Origin of the sequence: Hymenobacter oligotrophus (genome assembly GCF_003574965.1) — a bacterium.
Lineage (GTDB): Bacteria > Bacteroidota > Bacteroidia > Cytophagales > Hymenobacteraceae > Solirubrum > Solirubrum oligotrophum.
On the sequence record NZ_CP032317.1, the window covers coordinates 2,476,438 to 2,495,644 of the forward strand.

Sequence of the window (19,207 nt, forward strand, 5' to 3'; positions counted from 1 at the left end):
TCAAAAAAAAGCGCCAACCGAAGCTGGCGCTTTTACACTGTTTGCTTTGGCGGGGTACTACCGCAGCAACTGTTGCGTTACGGCTGCCGCTACTTTGTCCTGCATTTCGCGCACTGCTTGGGCAATACCAGCGGCGTCGTAACCGCACTCCTTGTACAGTTCGTCCTGCGAGCCGTGTTCCACTACTAGGTCCGGAATGCCCAGGCGCTTTACGGGAAGCGAGTAACCGTGGTCGGCCATGAACTCCAGCACGGCCGAGCCAAAGCCGCCTTGCAAGCAACCGTCTTCTACGGTTACGATGGCTTTGTAGCGGCGCAACACTTGGTGCAACAGTTCCTCATCGAGCGGCTTGCAGAAACGCATGTCGTAGTGGCCTGCATCTACGCCCTCGGCCAGCAAAGCTTGGGTTGCTTTTGTGGCGTAATTACCGATGTGGCCGATGCTTAGGATGGCCACTTCGCCGTTGCCTTCGCGCACGGTCCGGCCCGTGCCCACCGCAATGCGCTGCAAGGGCTTGCGCCACTCCGGCATTACGCCCTCGCCGCGGGGGTAGCGGATGGTGAAGGGTCCGGCGTTTTCGGGCAGCGTAGCGGTGTACATCAGGTTACGCAGCTCCTCCTCGTTCATGGGGGCGGCCACTACCATGTTGGGCACGCAGCGCATGTAGGCAATGTCGTAGGCGCCGTGGTGGGTGGCCCCGTCGGCGCCGGCAAAACCGGCGCGGTCGAGGCAGAACACCACGTGCAGGTTTTGCAGGGCTACGTCGTGCACCACTTGGTCGTAGGCACGCTGCATAAACGACGAGTAGATGTTGCAGAACGGCACCAGCCCTTGGGTAGCCAAGCCCGCCGAGAACGTAACAGCGTGCTGCTCGGCAATGCCCACGTCGAAGGCGCGGTCAGGCATGGCCTTCATCATGATATTGAGCGAGCAGCCCGAAGGCATGGCCGGCGTAACGCCCATCACCTTGGGATTCTGCTCGGCCAGCTCCACCATGGTGTGGCCAAACACATCTTGGTACTTGGGCGGCTGCGGCTTATCAGGCACCTTCTTGTAAATCTCGCCCGTAATCTTGTCGAACAAGCCGGGCGCGTGCCACAGCGTCTGGTCCTTTTCGGCCAAAGCGTAGCCTTTGCCTTTTACCGTTACGCAGTGCAGCAGCTTGGGGCCTGGTATGTTCTTCAGGTCCTTAAGAATGGTGGCTAGGTGCTGCACGTCGTGGCCATCCACGGGACCGAAGTAGCGGAATTTGAGTGCCTCGAACAGGTTGCTCTGCTTCATCAAGGTGGCCTTCATGGCCGACTCAACTTTGCTGGCAATCTGCTGCGGATTGGGCCCGAACTTGCTGAGCTTGCCCAGCACGTTCCACAATTCGTCGCGCACGCGGTTGTAGGTGCGCGAGGTGGTAATATCAGTAAGGTATTCTTTGAGCGCGCCCACGTTGGGGTCGATGCTCATGCAGTTGTCGTTGAGGATAACCAGCAGGTTGCTGTTCGATACCCCGGCGTGGTTCAGGGCTTCGAAGGCCATGCCGGCCGTCATGGCCCCGTCGCCGATTACGGCAATGTGCTGCCGATCAAACTCCTTTTTGTAGTCGGAAGCCACGGCCATGCCTAGGGCCGCCCCAATGCTGGTAGAGCTGTGGCCCACGCCAAAAGCATCGTACTCACTTTCCGAACGCTTCGGGAAACCCGACAGCCCGCCGTACTTGCGGTTGGTATGAAACTGGGCGCGGCGCCCCGTCAGGATTTTGTGCCCGTAGGCCTGGTGGCCTACGTCCCACACCAGTTGGTCGTGGGGCGTGTTGAACACGTAGTGCAGCGCCACGGTGAGCTCCACCACACCTAGGGAAGCGCCAAAGTGCCCGCCGTAGATCGAGACCGAGTCGATGATAAACTGCCGTAGTTCTTGGCTGAGCTGGACCAATTGGTCTTCGCGCAGCTCTTTCAGGTCAGCAGGCGAGTTTATGGCCGCCAGCAGAGGTCCGGGTTCAACAATCATTGGGTTCGGTTACGGCAACGAGTGGGATGGTAGCGGCTAACCACCGCAGTGGCCAGTTTGTTGCGGCAGCCTGCAAAGGCGTGCCGGCATTAGCTGGCAAAGTTACGACATTTTCAGCCTGGCGGTTCGTAGCTTAACGTGCTGCTGCCGGGCTGCGGTTCGGCTAGGCGCAGCTGCTGGCGGCTACCCGCTTTGCCTTCACCTAGGGCTTCTGATAATTTTAACGACCCTGCCTGGGCCAACTGCGTATTTTTGCCTGATCACTACCCACCTACTTGCATGACTACTCCCCAGCAGGACCGCCAGCTGCTCGAAAAATTATCGCCTTCGCGGATGCTGCTGCCGGTTGCTATTGGCCTCGGAGTGGTGGGTTTTATGTTCTGGCGCAGCTACCAACCCGGCGACTTGGCTCCTTTGGCCGACGCGCGCCCGCTGTGGCTGTTGGTGGTGCTGGCCGTGCTGTTTGTGCGCGATGTAGGCTACATGTACCGCATCCGGCACATTTCGGAACGGCAGCTTTCGTGGCGGCAGAGCATTGATGTGATTATGATTTGGGAGTTGGCCTCGTGCGTGCTGCCCTCGGCAGTGGGCGGTACCACCGTAGCTACGTTCATCATCAACAAAGAAGGCGTGCCCCTAGGTAAGTCGTTGGCCTACGTAATGGCCACCGCCATGCTCGACAACTTGTACTTTGTGGTGGTGGTACCCTTTGTGCTGCTGCTGGCCGGCGATACTATTTACCCCACCGAGGTGCTCGACAGCGGCTTTATCACCACACTTAAAGTGGCTTTTTGGCTGAGCTACGTGCTCACGTTTATTTACTCGGGCCTGATGGCGTGGGCGCTGCTGATTAATCCGCACGTGGTAAAGCGCCTGATTATGCGTTTGTTTTCGGTGCGAGGGCTGCGCCGCTGGCGCCGCCGCGCCTGGCAACACGGCAGCGAGCTGGTGTGGGCCTCGGCGCAGCTGCGCGGCAACGGTTGGGCATATTGGAGCCGGGCGGCACTTTCCACGGCATTCGTCTGGACGGCGCGTTACCTCGTTATCGGCTGCCTGATTGCGGCTTTCGTGCCCGTAAGCTGGGCCACGTTCGGCATCATTTTCGCGCGTAACCTTGTGTACAAAGTGGTGCTGCTGGTGGCCATTACGCCGGGCGGTGCTGGCTTTGCCGAAGGCGCTTTCCCGTTCTTCTTCCGCAGCTTCGCCGGCTCGGCCACCATAACGAATTTCATCCTGCTACTCTACCGCATAGCTACCTACTACTTGTACCTCGTGCTCGGCTCCGTCTTTCTGCCGCGCTGGGTAGGGCGGGTGTTTAGCAAGAAAGTGGCGCACGAGGTTATGGCTTCCTAAGACCATGCCGGCACCTAGGGACAAAGAATAAGCCCCGCGGCATAACTGCCACGGGGCTTATTCTTTCATCGGCAAAACCGGATTGCGGCGTGCTATTCGGCTTCCAATTGTAACTCAGCGCCGTCGGCACTGCGGAGCGTCAGGCGGTCGTCGGTTAGGGTTGCCACGTCAAAGGTGTTCGACATGTTGCCGTTGTCGGGCGTCATGGTAATCTTCTTGTTGGCCTGATCAAAAGTGTATTTGCCGTTGATCGACTGCGTGGGCGAAGTCATTACGTACTGGCCGTTGGCGAAAAAGCGGATTTCCTCCTGCTTTTGCTCCGAGGTTTGCTTCACCTTGTCGCCGGTGGCATCTTCTTCGCGGCGGGTTTTCCAGATTTTGCTTTCGGTGCCGTAGAGCATGTTCTGGCCTTCTACCTTGCCTTCTTTGCTGCCGCAGGCATACATTACGAGCGTTAGCATCAGCAGCAAAGTGCCCAGGTAGTGGAGTGGTGTGTTAAATGCGCGTGTCATGGGGTGTCTGGAATGAAATAGAACAGAAGAGTTCGGCGGGTGCCGCGCGGCCGAGTTGGCAAGCGCTGCGCCGTTACTTACGCGCCTTGCTGCAAAGGGTTAAGCGCGCAACTATCTGCGGCAGGGTGCGTACACCCAAGCCGAGCCAATGGGCGCTTACTTAAGCCCCAACGCTCTGTTCCGCACCTACTTACCTAGACCTCACAACCATGGGACTGTTCGATTTCCTCAGCGATAAGGGCGAGAAAAAGCCCGTACAACCTACGCAACCCCAAAAGCCAGCTGGCGGCGCGGCCGATTTCTTTGGCAATCCGCAACAAGCTCAGCAAGCACAACCTGCCGCCGCGCAAGGCGAAAGCTATACCGTAGTAAGCGGCGATTCGCTCTCGAAAATTGCCAAAAAGCATTACGGCGACGCCTCCAAGTGGCACCAGATTTACGACGCCAATAAGTCGACGATTGGCTCCAACCCCGACCACATCGAGGTGGGCCAGGTGCTGAAGCTGCCCAAATTGTAAGCCCAGCTTACTCCCAGAACTGCAACGCCTAGGTCCGACCCCTAGGCGTTTTTTTATGACTACTTGGCCCGCTATCAGACAAAGCAAATTGCTGATTGCAAATGAATTACACATCAGCATTCAGTTATTAGACTTACAGTTTTCATCACTCTGAAAAAACTTTTTGCCGGATTTGCGTTTTAGGCAACCGGTACTACCTTTGTGCCAGCCCGGCTTACGGCCCGGCGTTTTTTGAAGCATGGTTTATTCCGAAGCGGCGAGAGAACAGGCTCGATGACCCGCTGGCAACCACCGGCAACGCACAAGCCGGCAGGTGCCAAGTCCTGCCCCCACCGAGGGGACAAATAAATAGCGTGCTATGGATACCTACCCGCACCCCTACCACACTCTTTCGCAGTTCCGCGCTACCGCGGCGCCCGCTACAGCTATGCTTGTAGCCGTTCGCCCCGCCCCCGCGACCATGATGCAGCCGCAAGCTATGCGTGCTGCCGCAGCGGTGTGTTGTTGCTGTTGTTGGTAGTTAGCCCCGCGGGCGCTTAAAGCCCGCCCCTACCCCTCCCACTCTACATTTTGGCCGCCCCTGCTCGGCGGCACGTGGCTTCGTCGCACCCTAGGTTTTCACTGGGCTTGCGGCTAGCCACCACTTCGGCGCACGCGGCTTCGGGCTTGGCGTGGCCGGTTTTCCGCATCGATTTCGCAATCCACAACCCCCTTTCTCAGCCTCATCATGTCCCAGCAAAACCTGCACTTCGAGACCCTGCAACTCCACGCCGGCCAGCAACCCGACCCTACCACGGGTGCCCGCGCAGTGCCGCTGTTTCAAACTACATCCTACGTATTCAAGAATGCTGAGCACGGCGCCAACTTGTTTGCGCTAAAGGAGTTTGGCAACATTTATACCCGCCTGATGAACCCCACCACCGACGTGTTCGAGCAGCGGGTGGCGGCGCTCGAAGGCGGTGTGGCGGCACTGGCTACCTCGTCGGGGCAGGCGGCGCAGTTTATTGCCCTGAACAACATCCTACAGGCCGGCGACAACTTCGTGTCGACCTCCTTCCTGTACGGCGGCACCTATAATCAATTCAAAGTAGCCTTTAAGCGCCTAGGTATCGAGGTGCGCTTTGCCGACGGCGACAACCTCGAGAGCTTTGAGCGCCTGATCGACGAAAACACCAAGGCGCTGTACCTCGAAACCATCGGCAACCCTGGCTTCAACATCCCGGATTTTGAAGCCATTGCGGCCATTGCCAACAAGCATGACCTTCCGCTGATTGTGGATAACACCTTCGGGGCGGGTGGCTACTTGTTCCGCCCGCTCGAGCACGGCGCGCACATTGTGGTGCAGTCGGCCACGAAATGGATTGGCGGGCACGGCACTTCTATCGGGGGCGTGATTGTGGATGGTGGCAAGTACGATTTCGGCAACGGCAAATTTCCGCAGTTTACGGAGCCGAGCGAAGGCTACCACGGCTTAGTGTTCAACGACGTATTCGGCAAGAATGGCCCCTTCGGCAACATTGCCTTTATCATCCGGGCCCGGGTAGAAGGCCTGCGCGACTTCGGTCCGTCGCAGAGCCCGTTCAACTCCTGGCAGCTGCTCATCGGCCTCGAAACGCTGAGCCTGCGCGTGGACCGCACCGTGGAAAACGCCCAAAAAATTGCCGAGTGGCTGGAGGCGCACCCGCAGGTAGAAGCCGTGAACTACCCTGGCCTGAAGAGTAGCCCCTACCACCAACTGGCCACCAAGTACCTCAAGCGCGGTTTCGGCGGTGTGCTCACCTTCGCCATCAAAGGCTCGAAGGATACGGCAACCCAGTTCATCGACAACCTGCTGCTGATTAGCCACCTGGCCAACGTGGGCGACGCCAAAACGCTCATCATCCAACCCTCGGCCACTACGCACCAGCAGCTTTCCGACGAGGAGCAGCGCGCCGCCGGCGTAACGCCCACGCTGCTGCGCCTGTCGCTGGGCATCGAGCACATCGACGACATCAAGGCCGATTTGCAGCGCGCTTTCGACGCTGTGGCCAACGCAGCGCCGCTAACCACCGACAAGGATAACGCCATTCTCACCGAACAACAAGCCGAGCACCCCGCCACGCTGGAAGTATAAAGGGAGGGAAAACTTGGAAGCCCATCCACTGCCATGGTACGGGGCTTCCCTTCCAGCAAGGCACCTAGGCGAAGCGCTTCGGGAGAAAGTGCTTCGCCGCCGCTTCGGCTCCTTTGCTTTCCGGCCCCCTTTATCTGCTCGAGGGGGCCGGGAGCAAAGAATGACTTACCACCGCACGCCTAGTGGTGGCGGTGTTTTACCACTCCTTTCAGCCTTACCCGAAAGGACCTGCTATGAGCCAACAACAAACCTTAACCCTGGCCCAACCGCTGCCGCTGGAGTGCGGCGGCGAGCTGGCCGGGGCACAAATTGCCTACCACACCTACGGCACCCTTAGCCCCGCGCGCGACAACGTGCTGTGGGTGTGCCATGCCCTCACGGCCAATGCCGATGTAGTAAGCTGGTGGCCCGGCTTGGTGGGCGCTGGCCACTACTACGACCCGGCCGAATGGTTTATTGTGTGTGCTAATGTGTTGGGTTCGTGCTACGGCAGCGCTGGCCCACTCACGCCGGTGTTGCCGCACAACCGGCCGCTGTACCAAGCTTTTCCGCGCCTTACGGTGCGCGACTTGGTTGCCGCGCACGAGCAACTGCGTCAGCACCTAGGCATCGAGAAGATACATACCGTTATCGGTGGCTCCCTAGGTGGGCAGCAGGCGTTGGAGTGGGCCATTGCGCACCCCAAGCGGTTCGAACACCTGGTGCTGTTGGCCACCAACGCGCGGCACTCGCCCTGGGGCATTGCCTTCAACGAGGCGCAGCGCCTAGCTATTCAGGCCGATTGCACCTACCAGGGCGGCGGGCCCGAAGGCGGCGTGGCGGGTTTGCGGGCTGCCCGGGCTGTTGCCTTGCTCAGCTACCGCAGCTACGATGCCTACGGTCGCACCCAAGCCGAGCCCGACGAGGATACGCTGCCGGCTTTTTACCGGGCCAGCTCCTATCAGCAATACCAAGGCGACAAGCTGACGGCGCGCTTCAATGCCTACAGCTACGTTACGCTGTCGCACATCATGGATTCGCACAACGTGGGCCGCGGGCGCAATGGCTTAGAAGCTGCGCTGGCGCAGGTGCAAGCGCGCACGCTGGTGCTCGGCATTTCGTCGGATGTGCTGTTTCCGCCGGCCGAACAGCAGTTTATTGCCCGCCACATACCCGGCGCCATGTACGCCGAAATGGATTCGCCCTACGGCCACGACGGTTTTCTGATCGAAACCGCGCAAATCACGCATTTCCTCGAACGTTTCTATGTCCAAACCTTCGTCCACTAACCCCCACACCCGCATTGGGCTAATTGGTTTCGGCTGCGTTGGGCAGGGCCTGTTCGAGATTTTGGAGCGGCACCCCGAAGCTGGTTTTGAGGTGGTGCGCATCGCCGTGAAGACCCCCACCAAGCTGCGTGCCTTGCCGGTTAGCCGCTTTGAGTTTCAGGCCGATGAACTGCTGCACGACGCCGACCTGGATATACTGGTAGAGGTTATCGACGATGCGGCCGAAGCTTTCCGGCTGGTGAGTTCGGCCTTGCGCCTGGGCAAGCGGGTGATTACGGCCAACAAGGCCATGGTGGCCCGGCACTTGCCCGAACTGCTGCAATTGCAGCGCGATTTTGGCGGCACGCTGTTATACGAAGCAGCTGTGTGCGGTAGTATCCCAGTCGTTCGCACCCTCGACAGCTACTTTGGCCAGGAGCCGCTGCGCTCGGTAAGCGGCATCTTCAATGGTTCCTCCAACTACGTGCTCACGCGCATGAGCGAGGGCGGCTCCGACTACGCCGAGGCCTTGGCCGAAGCCCAAGCGCAAGGCTTTGCCGAAACCGACCCCACGCTTGACATGGCAGCTTTCGATCCTAGGTCGAAAGCGGTGATACTGGCCGCCCATGCCTACGGCTTGCTGCTGAACCCCGACGACGTGCTGAATCTAGGCATCGAAAACATTTCGTCGGCCGACATTCGCTACGCCGCCGAGCGCGGCCAGAAGATTAAGGTAGTGGCCAGCTTGCAGCCCTTGCCGGGCGGCGGCGCTACCGTGTTTGTAACCCCTCAGCTGGTTTCGGCCGATTCGCCGCTGTATGCCGTGGAGCGCGAGTTCAACGGCGTAGTAGTGGAAGCCGAGTTTGCCGGCCAGCACTTTTGGCGCGGCCGCGGTGCCGGCGGCCACCCCACCGGCTCGGCCGTGCTTTCCGACCTAGCAGCCCTACGCAACGGCTTCCGCTACCGCTACGATAAGCTGAGCGCCGCTGCCACGGATACTGCTGAGGCAACGCCGGATCTGGAGCTGGAAGTGTACCTGCGCAATGCTCCCGAAGTGCTGCAGCACGCCCTAGGTGTTACCAACGAATTGGGCGCGGCCATAGCAGCTACTTCGGCACCGGTAGGCTTCCTAGGTTATGTCCGCCTGAAGCAGCTACACCAGCACCGCGATGCGCTACGCGCCGCCGGCGCATTCGTGGCCCGCACGGGCAAAACACGGCAAGCGGTTGCTCAGCCGCCGCAACTAGCCACCGAGCTTGTGGCCGAATAACCCGAACGGGCTGCCTACCTAGGCAGCCCGTTCGGGTTATTGCAAGATGATGGTTCGGCCCTGCAGCCCTTCGCCGCTGAGGTAATAAGCACCCTCGGGCAGGTTGCCGCGCGGAATCAGCATACGCGGCTTGTCCCACAGAAAGCGGCGCACCACGCGGCCTTGCGTATCAATCAACTCTACTTGCCGGGGCTTGAATACCGGCTGGCCAGTTGCCTCCAGCACGATGAGTTGCTGGGCGGGCACTGGGTAGATCTGCAATTCGCTGGCTTGGCGGTTGCTTGGGGCGGCGCTCAGCACCGTACCCGGCTGGCGCAGCAACGGCCGCAAAAAAGCCCGTACGGTCTGGTAAGTCGTGTCGAAATACGCGACACTGCTGGGGCTGCTGCCGTTGTAGGGCACGTGCGGCGCGTTGCTCAAGGTGCGCAGCACGTTGGGTATACCTAGGGCATCGGCGCGTGGCTTAATAACACCGCTGCCAAAAAGCCGGGGCGAAGCGGCGTAGCCCCAAGCTTTGCCTACGCCGTAGGGCACCACGCCATCGGCGGTGCCGTGCACGCTGCACAGGGGCACGTTGCCGGGCTCGAGCCAGCTTAGGCTACCTAGGGCGCCGCACAAATTAATAACACCTGCTACCCGACTGCTGTAACCGAGATTGCCGCTGTTGCCCTCGAGGCCGCCTAACGAGTTCAGGTTGATGTACGAAGGCACTTCGCTGGGCTTATCGAGGTAACCAACTTGCAGGGCCATGAATCCGCCCGCCGACGAACCGGCGGCAAAAATGTAGCTCGGGTGCACACGGTATTGGCGCGCAGTGGCTGCATCGCGCCGGAAAAACCGGATGGAGGCCCGCATATCCTGCGTGGCGCGCAGGGCGGCTTGGCCTACGTTGAGGCTATCAAGCGGAAAGAAACCTAGGCGGTAATCGATGCTGGCAGCCACGTAGCCTAGCTGGGCCATGCGCGTGCAAATGGCGTTCATGAACGCATCGTCGCGGTTGCCGGTGAGAAAAGCGCCTTCGTGAGCAAACACAATAAGCGGGCGTCGGCGCACGGTGTCGCCGGTGGGCTCGTAGAGGTTTAGGCGCAGTACCTGGGTAGTGCCGCTGAGGTTGGCCGCCGAGCCGTATTCCACCCCGCGCGTAACGGTTACCTGCTGAAAGCGCGGCTGCCAGTAGCGGCCACCTGTAGTATCGATTTGCGCTAGCACGGGGTAGCACCCCAGCAGCAACATAACCCAGGCAAGGAGTAGCTGTTTCATGGCCAACAACGTGAGCTTTAGCGTACGGCAATAAGCGGCATCGGTAGCATACTACCGCATTCTTCGGCGTAGGTTTGCAGCTCAGCTCTCCTTGCCATGCCTACTACGCCTCCTGCGCTCCGCCCCCACGACCGGGTAGCCATTGTGTGCCCCGCCCGCAAAGTTTCGCACGATGAACTTGCCGCCGCCATTGCCGTGCTCGAAAGCTGGGACCTGGAGGTAGTGCTGGGCGAAACAGTGGCCGCCGAGCATCACCAGTTTGCCGGCCCCGACGAAGTGCGCATCCGCGACTTTCAGCGGCAGCTCGACGACCCCAGCATCCGGGCAATCCTGTGCGCCCGCGGCGGCTACGGCACCCCGCGCATCATCGACCACCTCGATTTTTCGCGCTTTGCCGAGCAGCCGAAGTGGATTGCAGGCTTCTCCGACATTACCACCCTCAACTGCCACCTGCTGGCCCTAGGTCACGAGAGCATTCATGGCGTAATGCCACTGCTGTTCAATCAGCCTGGCGGCGAGTTGGCCCTCGAAAGCCTGCGCCGGGCTTTGTTTGGCGAGCCGGTGAGCTACACAGCCCCCGCGCACGCACTCAACCGCCTAGGTACTGCCGAGGGCGAGCTGATTGGCGGCAACCTTAGCCTGCTGCAAACCCTCAGCGGTACGCCCTCCGACTGCCCCACCGCCGGCCGTATTCTGTTTCTGGAGGATATCGATGAGTACCTCTACAACGTCGACCGCATGATGGTGCACCTCGACCGCTCGGGCAAGCTGCGCGACTTGGCTGGCTTGGTAGTCGGGCACTTCACCAACCCACAGGACAACGCCATTCCGTTCGGCCAAACCAGCTACGAAATCATCGACAGCTACGCCCGCAAGTACCAGTTTCCGGTGGCCTACAACTTCCCCGTAGGCCACGAGCCCGAGAACATGGCCCTGATTTGCGGCCGCCGCGCCCGGCTGGTAGTTACTGAAGCCGGCACTCGGTTGGAGTACGCTGGGAGTGCCGTAGCGCGGACTTTGTAGTCCGCGTCCGCGGATAGTAATTTCTGACCTATGGCGGCGCGTATAGCGCAGGCTTGGCTACGCCTTCCTGCGGTTCAGCCCGCGCTACACGCGCCGCCAGTTCTAGTAGAAACAGCGGCGCCCGTTCAGACTGATACTGAACGGGCGCCGCTGTTTTGTAGCTCTGTCAACGCTACTCTTGGTACAACGTCGTCAGCACCGTTTGGCCCACGGCTTTCAGCGTGTTGCGGTCGATGATGCTCATGTTGTCCTGGGTGGTGTGGTGGTACGGCGGGAAGTACTCCTGGCCGAAAGGCACGTGGTCGATGATGTCGATGGTGCGCACGCCGGCTTGGTTCGTGAACACGTGGTCGTCGGTGATGCCGGGCGAGTCCTGTGCAATAAAGTAGTCGGAGTAACCCAGGCGGCCAGCTATGTTCCACACCTTGCCCACCACGTCGTTGGCGTACTGGCGCGAAATCTCCTCGCGCGAGAACCGGGCGCCCTTCGCCCCTACCATATCCAGCAGAATGCCGTACTCGGCCTTGTAGTTGGCGGGCATCTTGTTTTTGGCCCAGTACTGCGAACCTAGGCACCAGCTTTCGAGGCCTTGCGCGGCCAGCTTGTTTTCCCTACTGCCCTGCGTGGAGGTGTCGTGGCCGTAGTCTTCGGCATCGAACAAAATGATATCGACGCCCACCGTGGGCTGCAGCGAATCGGGCTGGGCGGCTAGCTGCCGGGCAATTTCCAGGGTTACGGCCACGCCCGAGGCCCCGTCGTTGGCGCCATCAAAAGGCACGTTGGGCGTTTGCTTGTCCTTGTCGGCAAAGGGGCGGGTATCCCAGTGGGCAAACAGCGCCACCCGGCGTGCCGCTGTGGGGTTGAAACGGGCAATGATGTTGCGGCTGCGCAGCATCGTGCCATCGAAGGCCATGGTGGTAAAAGGCTGCTCCTGCACCTGCAGGCCCATTTTGCGGAACTGGCCAATAATCCAGTCGCCGGCCTGGGTGTGCGCCTTGGAATTGGGCACCCGCGGCCCAAAGCTCACCTGCTTGGCCGTGTACTGGTAGGCCGAATCGGCGCTGAATACCGGTGCCTTGCGCAACGGCGGCTCGGCGGTGGTTTCGGCTTCGGAGGCAGCGGGCTTTTTATCGGGGCAGGCCGTAAGCAGCACCGTAGCAGCAAGCAAAGCGGCAGGGCGCCACAACAGGCGCAGGTAGTTGCGGGTCATGTAAGTCAATCAGAAACTATATCAAGTAAGAGCGTCATGCTCAGCAAGCTCAGCATGACGCTCAAAAAACGCAGTTAAGATGCGGCACGCTATTCTTCGTACGCCCAATCGACGCCGGCTTTGGTGTCCTTTACCAGAATGCCCTGCTCCTTGAGGGCCGCCCGAATGACATCGACCTTGGCGTAGTCTTTGGCGGCTTTGGCCTCTTGGTAGAACTGCAGCGTCAAGCCCAACAGTTCCTCGGCGTTGGCGCGGGGCTCGTCGCGTAAACCCAGAATATCCTGCACCAGCGTACGGAATGCCAACGTAGCCTCGCCCAGGGCCGCCTCGCCTACCTGAGCAAGCGTGGCCGGTTGGTTGTAGTACCCGTTGAACTTGCGCAGCAGGTTGAACAGCGAGGCAATGCAGCGCGCCGTATTCAGGTCGTCGTTCAGGCCCACGTAGCAATCGGCCACCAGCTTGCGCAGCTCGGCATCGGCTTCCTCGGTTTCGGGGGCGCGCTCGGTGCCTTCGGGCAGGTTGAGGCGCTCGATCTGGCGCAGGCCGTTCATCAGCTTGCGGTAGCCTTTGCGGGCCGCCTGTAGGCCTTCATCCGAAATATCGACGGTGCTGCGGTAGTGCGCCTGCAGCAGGAAGAAGCGCACCACCATGGGCGAGTACGGTTGTGAAAGCAGCGCGTGCTGGCCGGCAAACAACTCCGAGATGGTGATAAAGTTGCCGAAAGACTTGCTCATCTTCTGGCCGTTCACCGTAATCATGTTGTTGTGCAGCCACACGCGGGCCTCGTCGGTATGCGAGTGGCTGGCTTGGCTTTGCGCAATTTCGCACTCGTGGTGCGGAAACATCAGGTCGAGGCCGCCGCCGTGGATGTCCGACACCTGCCCTAGGTACTTGCGGCTCATGGCCGAGCACTCGAGGTGCCAGCCCGGGAAGCCTTCGCCCCAGGGCGAGGGCCAGCGCATGAGGTGGCGCTCGTCGGCACGCTTCCAGAGGGCAAAATCCAGGGGACTGCGCTTTTCATCTTGCCCGGCGAGGTTCTCGCGCGAGCCCGAAAGCAGCTCCTCCGGCACACGGCCCGACAGCTTGCCGTAGTTGTTGCCGGAGCTGTTGTACTTGGGCACATCGAAGTACACCGAGCCGTTCGCCTCGTAAGCGAAGCCGTTGCTGATGATTTCTTCGATAAGCTGAATTTGTTCGATGATGTGCCCCGTGGCCAGCGGCTCGATATCGGGCGGCATGCAACCTAGGGCGTCCATGTGGCGGCGGTAGCGGTTGGCATACTCTTGTGCCACCTGCATGGGCTCTACTTGCTGGGCGCGGGCCCGCTTGCTGATTTTGTCTTCGCCCTCATCGGCGTCGCCTTCCAGGTGGCCCACGTCGGTGATGTTGCGCACGTAGCGCACGGTGTAGCCTAGGTGGCGCAGGTAGCGCGTAAGCACATCAAACACCACCGGGCCGCGGGCGTTGCCCACGTGCGCCTCCGAGTACACCGTAGGGCCGCACAAGTACACACCCACAAAGGGCGAGTGCAGCGGTTCGAACGGTTCTTTGCGGCGCGTGAGCGTATTGTGGAGCGACAGTGGGTGTTGCATGGGGCGAAATTATCAATTACCAATGAGCAATGAAGAATGTGCAATTGTTCCTCCAGCCTAGCTGCCCATTGTTAATTGTTCATTATTCATCGTTCATTAATCTTCAGCCGGTACGTGGCCTCAATCGGGAAGTGGTCGGAGTACGGAATGTCGCGCCGTACTCGGCAGCTCAGCACCTGCCACTGCGGGCTGGCAAATTGGTTGTCGATGCGCACGAAGGGCAGCTTGCCGTTGTAGCTGGCGCCCACGCCTAGGCCGGCAGTGGCCCAGGCGTTCTGCATGTTATCAGCCAATTGGTCGTAGGTGTAGCTGTAGGGCAGGTCGTTCAGGTCGCCGCAGAGCAGCACGGGGTAGCGGCTGGCCTCGATGCGCCGCACCAGCGTATCGACCTGCACGCTGCGCCGTACCATGCCGCGCTTTAGGCGCCGCATCAGCCCAAGGCCTTTGGCCTTGAGGCCAGCTTTGCTCGAGTAGCTGTCCACGATATCCTGCTCGTCTAGGCTCATGCTTTGCAGGTGGGCGTTGAACACGCGGATGGTGTCGCCCTGCGGCAGGCGCAAATCGGCCCACATGGCGTGGTTTTGCGTGAGTTTGCCAAACTGAATAACCCCGCGCCGCACAATGGGGAAGCGCGAGAATATGGCCATGCCAAACTTGGCGCCAACGCTGTTGGTAAGCGTGGTGGAAACGAAACTTTCGCGGCCGCTGAGCCGGCCAATTTGGCGCTCGGTATTGAACACCACGCCGTCGGCGGTGGGTTTGGGCTCGGTGTAAAATTCCTGCAGGCACAGCACGTCGGCGGGGTGCGCGGCCAACCACTTAATCATGGTTTTGGAGGAGTGCAGGTTGGCATCGCGCAGTTGCGGGTACACATTAAAAATGCGCACGTTGGAGCTGAGCAGGCGCACGGTGGCGGGCGCTTGCGCGTCGGGGCCGAAGGGGTGCAGCGCCAACCCGCGCATAAGGTGCGGCCAGGTAAGCAGCGCCACCGCCAAAGGCAGCAATGCCACGGGCCAGCGGCGCATCAGCCAATACACCAACATGGCTGCGTTGAGGGCCAATGCCCCCGGCAACGACAGCGCAATAAAAGCCGCGGGCCAAAACAACCTAGGCGGCACCTGGGTGCATCCTATGGCTACCAACAGCCACGCCACAACCAGTAAAGTGAACTTGAAAGCTAATGAACGACGCACCGATACCAACCAAGCTTGGAGCTGCAAACCTACAATGCAATTTGGCGCCTCCCACATCTGCATGCGATGTGCACAATAAGGCCGCCGGTTCGTCGTACCTTCATGTCGATATTTTAGTTGCCTAGTTGCCTCCGCTATGTTGCTTTCTACCCTTTACCGGGCCGGCTTTGCCTTAGGCTGTATGCTGCTGCCCCTCACTATGCTAGCTTCAGCGCCGCCCGAGCGCAGCCTCGAGTTTATCGAAAACAAAGGCCAGTGGGATGCACGCGCCCGGTACGCCGCGCCGCTGCCGGCCGGGGGGCGCATGTTTGTGGAGCCGGGCGGGCTCACCTACTCGCTTTTCGACCCTGCGGCTTTTAAACACGGCCACGGCCCCGATGCGGGCAAAAGTGTCGCGCTACCTCCTCAGCAAGACACTCGGATAAAAGCCCACGCCTACCGCATGCGCTTTGTGGGCGCCCGCAAAGGCACCACGCTCGAGCCCATTGAGGCAACCAAGGAAGTGCGCAACTACCTCCTAGGTGCCGACCCGAAAAAGTGGGCCAGCAACGTGGGCAGCTACCGCGAGTTGCGCTACCGCGGGCTGTGGCCGGGCATCGACGCGCACCTGTACGAAAACAAGCAGGGCCTGTTTGAATACGACTTTGAGCTGCAGCCCAAGGCCGACCCAGCAGTGATTAAGCTGCGCTACGAAGGCGCCGATGCCATTCGGCTTCGGGCCGACGGTGCCTTGGAGATAAAAACCTCCGTCGGCACCGTAACGGAGCTGGCGCCGCGGGCGTGGCAGGTGGGGGCGGGCGGGGAGCGGGAGCCGGTGGCCTGCCGCTACGCCTTGCGCGGGCAGGAAGTAAGCTTCGCGCTGGGCCGCTACGACCGGCAGCGCCCCTTGCTGATCGACCCCACCGTCGTCTTCTCCACCTTCACCGGGGCCACGGCCGACAACTGGGGCTTCACGGCCACCTACGACCCGCAAGGCAACATGTACTCCGGAGGCATCGCCGATGGCTCGGGCTACCCAACGTCCTCGGGGGCGTACGACACCAGTTTTGGCGGCGTGTGGGACATTGCCATCATCAAGTATAACACGGCCACCACGGGTGCCGCCTCGCGCGTGTGGGCCACCTACCTAGGCGGCAGTGCCATGGAGGCCCCGCACAGCATGGTGGTGAACAGCCGCGGCGAGCTGATCATTCTCGGCTCTACCTCGTCGAGCAACTACCCAACAACCAGCAGCGCCCACGACCGCAGCTTTGCCGGGGGCCGCAACTTTGCAGCCAACGGACTGCCCTACGCAAACGGAGTTGATATTGTGGTAACGCGGCTGAACGCGGCCGGCTCGGGGCTGCTGGGCTCGACGTTTGTGGGCGGCACCAGCAACGACGGCGTACTCGAATCGATTACCTTGGCCAATAACTACGGCGACCAGTTTCGGGGCGACGTAATCGTGGATGCCAACGACAACATTTACTTTGCTTCGAGCACTAGCAGCGCCTCTAACAGCACCGGTTCCAACAACTTCCCGGTGGTGCGCGGTTTCCGCAACAGCTACCAAGGCGGCTCCTCCGATGCGGTGGTGTGTAAGCTCAACGCCGACCTCTCGACCTTGCTGTGGAGCACCTTTTTGGGAGGCGCCAACAGCGACGCAGCTTACTCCATTCAGTTGAACGCGGCCGGAGAGGTGTACGTATCGGGCGGCACCAACAGCGACAACATCGGCAATACCAACGGGGCCTACTTTGCTACGCGCCGCGGCGACATCGACGGGTTTATTGCGCGCATTGGCGCCGCGGGCAATCAGCCCAGCCTGGAGCGCGTAACGTACCTCGGCACTTCGGCCTACGATCAAGCCTTCTTTATCCAGCTCGATGACCAGGGCGGGGTGTATACCCTAGGCCAGACGCGCGGCACCGTGCCGGTAACCAGCGGGGTGTACAGCAACGCCAACGGCAAGCAGTTCATCCAAAAGCTTACCCCCGACCTATCGACGCTGCTCATCAGCACCACTTTTGGCTCGGGCCGGTCGGCACCCGACCTTTCGCCGACTGCCTTCTTGGTAGACCAATGCGAGCGGATTTACGTGTGTGGCTGGGGTGGCACCAACAACGTGGGCAACGGCAATGTGGCGGGCCTCATTACCACGGCCAATGCTATGCAGCGCACTTCCGATGGCAACGACTTCTACCTGATTCAGTTTGCGCCCTACGCCACCGCGGTGGAGTACGCAACGTATTTTGGCGGCACAGAGGGGCGCGGCGAGCACGTCGACGGGGGCACCTCGCGCTTCGACCGCCGCGGATTTGTGTACCAGGCCGTGTGCGGCGGCTGCGGCGGCAGCTCCTCCTTTCCGATGCCTCCTGGTGCGGGCAATTACTCCAACCGCAACAACTCCGGTAACTGCAACAACGCCGCGTTCAAAATTGATTTCGGCATAAACGCGGCGGTAGCGGGCCCAAACCAAAACATCTGTATCGATGCCACTCCGCTGCGCCTAGGTGGCCAGCCCTCCGGCGGCACCTGGACGGGCACGGGGGTAACGGGCTCGGTGGCTGCGGGCTTTACGTTTACGCCCTCGGCAGCCCAAGCCGGCACGCACAAGCTCACCTACTCGGTAGCCAGCACCGGCACCTGCGTAACCACCAGCACGCTCGACATGACGGTGGTACCGATTAGCACCATCAACTTTGCGCCGGTGGGCGCGGCTTGCGTCAACGGCAACTCGGTGACGCTTACCGCCACGCCAGCTGGCGGTACGTTCTCGGGCCCCGGCGTATCGGGCACCACATTCTCGCCCGCTGCTGCGGGCACGGGCACCCATACCATTACCTACACCTTGCCGGCGCCGCTGTGCGGCAGCACTACCCAGCGCGTAGTGGTGAGCCCCACCCCGCAGGTAGCAGCCGGCCCCGACACCGCCTTGTGCAGCTTTCAGCGCGCGCCCTACATGCTGAAGGGGGCCTCGCCGGCCGGGGGCACCTGGAGCGGCCCGGGCTGCACGCCGCAGGGCATGTTTACGCCGCCCGCCGGGCTGTATGGCCCCGTAATGCTAACCTACAGCTACACCAGCACCGACGGCTGCACCCAAACGGCACAGCGCCGCGTGATGCTCGTGCCGGAAAACCGCACCAACGTGCCGCTGCAGCTGCCCGACTGCCCCCTTACCCCCCGCCGCAGCGAGGGCATGCCGGCCTACACCGGACTAGCGCCGTTTACGCACGTCTTCAATCACGACATGCTTTTTGCCAGCCGCTACAGTTGGGATTTTGGCGACGGCACCACCAGCACCGAGCAGTTTCCGACGCACACCTACGACAAGCCCGGCACCTACCAGGTAAGCTTTGCGGCTTACTACAACGGCAACTGCGAGTCAAAAACGGTGTTTGCGCCGGTGTACGTCGGCACGCCTTTCGTCCCGAACATCATCACGCCCAACGCCGACGGCCAAAACGATGCGTTTGAGCAGCGCCTCAGCTGCCTGCCCGTTACGCTGAAGGTGTTTTCGCGCTGGGGCAAGGAGGTATACAGCACCGCCAATTACCAAAACAACTGGAACGGCGGCACGCTGCCCGACGGCGTGTACTACTACCACTTGGTAGATACCGAAGGACGCAAAGCCAAGGGCTGGCTGGAAATCCGGCGCTAGCAGGCGGCCCCACGGCCGGCGGCAGCCTTGCACGGGCGGTATGGGTAGCACCCTGCCGCCTGTTTTGCTTTTATCACCTAGGGCCGGGCACCCGCCAGCGCCCGGCCCTGCGTGCCGTAGCGCACTTGGTAGCCAAGCAACAAGCCAAACAGCGGGATAACCGGGCGCGCTAAAATTCTTCGGGCCAACGCCGTAGCAGTGTGTAGCTTTGCCCAATTATCTACCAAGTTGTGGGCCGGGCACAAGGTTAATCAAGTGCTCGGGGCCAAACTGCT

The 19,207-nt window shown here is 60.9% G+C and carries 13 protein-coding genes and 1 riboswitch; of the genes, 7 read left to right on the forward strand and 6 right to left on the reverse strand.

The window, feature by feature from the left end; translation table 11 throughout:
- Positions 1–57: 57 nt before the first annotated feature.
- Positions 58–2,001, reverse strand: coding sequence for a 1-deoxy-D-xylulose-5-phosphate synthase (dxs, locus tag D3Y59_RS10620; protein WP_119445026.1), 1,944 nt, complete (start codon positions 1,999–2,001; stop codon positions 58–60).
- A gap of 279 nt (positions 2,002–2,280) precedes the next feature.
- Here dxs and D3Y59_RS10625 point away from each other — a divergent pair, with 279 nt between their 5' ends.
- Positions 2,281–3,354 (forward strand): lysylphosphatidylglycerol synthase transmembrane domain-containing protein, encoded by a 1,074-nt coding sequence (locus tag D3Y59_RS10625; RefSeq protein WP_119445027.1) that lies wholly within the window; start codon positions 2,281–2,283, stop codon positions 3,352–3,354.
- A 92-nt stretch (positions 3,355–3,446) separates the two neighbouring features.
- Here D3Y59_RS10625 and D3Y59_RS10630 read toward each other — a convergent pair whose 3' ends face one another.
- A complete protein-coding gene (locus D3Y59_RS10630; protein WP_162910687.1) occupies positions 3,447–3,866 on the reverse strand; it encodes a lipocalin family protein in 420 nt (139 codons plus the stop codon).
- 209 nt (positions 3,867–4,075) lie between these two features.
- Here D3Y59_RS10630 and D3Y59_RS10635 point away from each other — a divergent pair, with 209 nt between their 5' ends.
- The 4 genes from D3Y59_RS10635 (at position 4,076) to D3Y59_RS10650 (ending at position 9,014) form a co-directional block, all read left to right on the forward strand.
- Positions 4,076–4,384: a LysM peptidoglycan-binding domain-containing protein gene (locus D3Y59_RS10635; protein ID WP_119445029.1), complete on the forward strand. Its 309-nt coding sequence runs from the start codon at positions 4,076–4,078 to the stop codon at positions 4,382–4,384.
- A gap of 240 nt (positions 4,385–4,624) precedes the next feature.
- A riboswitch (SAM riboswitch) is annotated at positions 4,625–4,735 on the forward strand.
- A 376-nt stretch (positions 4,736–5,111) separates the two neighbouring features.
- Entirely contained in the window at positions 5,112–6,497 is a 1,386-nt protein-coding gene (locus tag D3Y59_RS10640) for an O-acetylhomoserine aminocarboxypropyltransferase/cysteine synthase family protein (protein WP_119445030.1), read from the forward strand.
- A 233-nt stretch (positions 6,498–6,730) separates the two neighbouring features.
- Positions 6,731–7,765 carry a homoserine O-acetyltransferase family protein gene (locus D3Y59_RS10645; protein ID WP_119445031.1) on the forward strand — a complete coding sequence of 345 codons (1,035 nt, stop codon included), beginning with the start codon at positions 6,731–6,733 and terminating at the stop codon, positions 7,763–7,765.
- Entirely contained in the window at positions 7,743–9,014 is a 1,272-nt protein-coding gene (locus tag D3Y59_RS10650) for a homoserine dehydrogenase (protein WP_119445032.1), read from the forward strand. Before D3Y59_RS10645 ends, D3Y59_RS10650 begins: the two co-directional genes overlap by 23 nt.
- A gap of 36 nt (positions 9,015–9,050) precedes the next feature.
- Here D3Y59_RS10650 and D3Y59_RS10655 read toward each other — a convergent pair whose 3' ends face one another.
- Positions 9,051–10,274, reverse strand: a complete 1,224-nt coding sequence (locus tag D3Y59_RS10655; protein WP_162910688.1) for an alpha/beta hydrolase — start codon at positions 10,272–10,274, stop codon at positions 9,051–9,053.
- Positions 10,275–10,370: 96 nt separating this feature from the next.
- Here D3Y59_RS10655 and D3Y59_RS10660 point away from each other — a divergent pair, with 96 nt between their 5' ends.
- Complete coding sequence (locus D3Y59_RS10660) at positions 10,371–11,297, forward strand: S66 peptidase family protein (RefSeq protein WP_119445034.1); 927 nt, start codon at positions 10,371–10,373, stop codon at positions 11,295–11,297.
- Positions 11,298–11,469: 172 nt separating this feature from the next.
- Here D3Y59_RS10660 and D3Y59_RS10665 read toward each other — a convergent pair whose 3' ends face one another.
- The 3 genes from D3Y59_RS10665 to D3Y59_RS10675 form a co-directional block, all read right to left on the reverse strand.
- On the reverse strand, positions 11,470–12,507 hold the full coding sequence (locus D3Y59_RS10665; RefSeq protein ID WP_119445035.1) for a M28 family peptidase: 1,038 nt from the start codon (positions 12,505–12,507) through the stop codon (positions 11,470–11,472).
- Between the two features lie 89 nt (positions 12,508–12,596).
- On the reverse strand, positions 12,597–14,099 hold the full coding sequence (cysS, locus tag D3Y59_RS10670; protein WP_119445036.1) for a cysteine--tRNA ligase: 1,503 nt from the start codon (positions 14,097–14,099) through the stop codon (positions 12,597–12,599).
- 86 nt (positions 14,100–14,185) lie between these two features.
- On the reverse strand, positions 14,186–15,253 hold the full coding sequence (locus D3Y59_RS10675) for an endonuclease/exonuclease/phosphatase family protein (RefSeq protein ID WP_205590820.1): 1,068 nt from the start codon (positions 15,251–15,253) through the stop codon (positions 14,186–14,188).
- 220 nt (positions 15,254–15,473) lie between these two features.
- Here D3Y59_RS10675 and D3Y59_RS10680 point away from each other — a divergent pair, with 220 nt between their 5' ends.
- Positions 15,474–18,932: a DUF7948 domain-containing protein gene (locus D3Y59_RS10680; protein WP_119445038.1), complete on the forward strand. Its 3,459-nt coding sequence runs from the start codon at positions 15,474–15,476 to the stop codon at positions 18,930–18,932.
- Positions 18,933–19,207: the final 275 nt, after the last annotated feature.

Coding starts and splice junctions, on each gene's coding strand:
- dxs (WP_119445026.1), bottom strand. CDS start 2,001: ATGATTGTTGAACCCGGACCTCTGCTGGCGGCCATAAACTCGCCTGCT.
- D3Y59_RS10625 (WP_119445027.1), top strand. CDS start 2,281: ATGACTACTCCCCAGCAGGACCGCCAGCTGCTCGAAAAATTATCGCCT.
- D3Y59_RS10630 (WP_162910687.1), bottom strand. CDS start 3,866: ATGACACGCGCATTTAACACACCACTCCACTACCTGGGCACTTTGCTG.
- D3Y59_RS10635 (WP_119445029.1), top strand. CDS start 4,076: ATGGGACTGTTCGATTTCCTCAGCGATAAGGGCGAGAAAAAGCCCGTA.
- D3Y59_RS10640 (WP_119445030.1), top strand. CDS start 5,112: ATGTCCCAGCAAAACCTGCACTTCGAGACCCTGCAACTCCACGCCGGC.
- D3Y59_RS10645 (WP_119445031.1), top strand. CDS start 6,731: ATGAGCCAACAACAAACCTTAACCCTGGCCCAACCGCTGCCGCTGGAG.
- D3Y59_RS10650 (WP_119445032.1), top strand. CDS start 7,743: ATGTCCAAACCTTCGTCCACTAACCCCCACACCCGCATTGGGCTAATT.
- D3Y59_RS10655 (WP_162910688.1), bottom strand. CDS start 10,274: ATGAAACAGCTACTCCTTGCCTGGGTTATGTTGCTGCTGGGGTGCTAC.
- D3Y59_RS10660 (WP_119445034.1), top strand. CDS start 10,371: ATGCCTACTACGCCTCCTGCGCTCCGCCCCCACGACCGGGTAGCCATT.
- D3Y59_RS10665 (WP_119445035.1), bottom strand. CDS start 12,507: ATGACCCGCAACTACCTGCGCCTGTTGTGGCGCCCTGCCGCTTTGCTT.
- cysS (WP_119445036.1), bottom strand. CDS start 14,099: ATGCAACACCCACTGTCGCTCCACAATACGCTCACGCGCCGCAAAGAA.
- D3Y59_RS10680 (WP_119445038.1), top strand. CDS start 15,474: ATGCTGCTGCCCCTCACTATGCTAGCTTCAGCGCCGCCCGAGCGCAGC.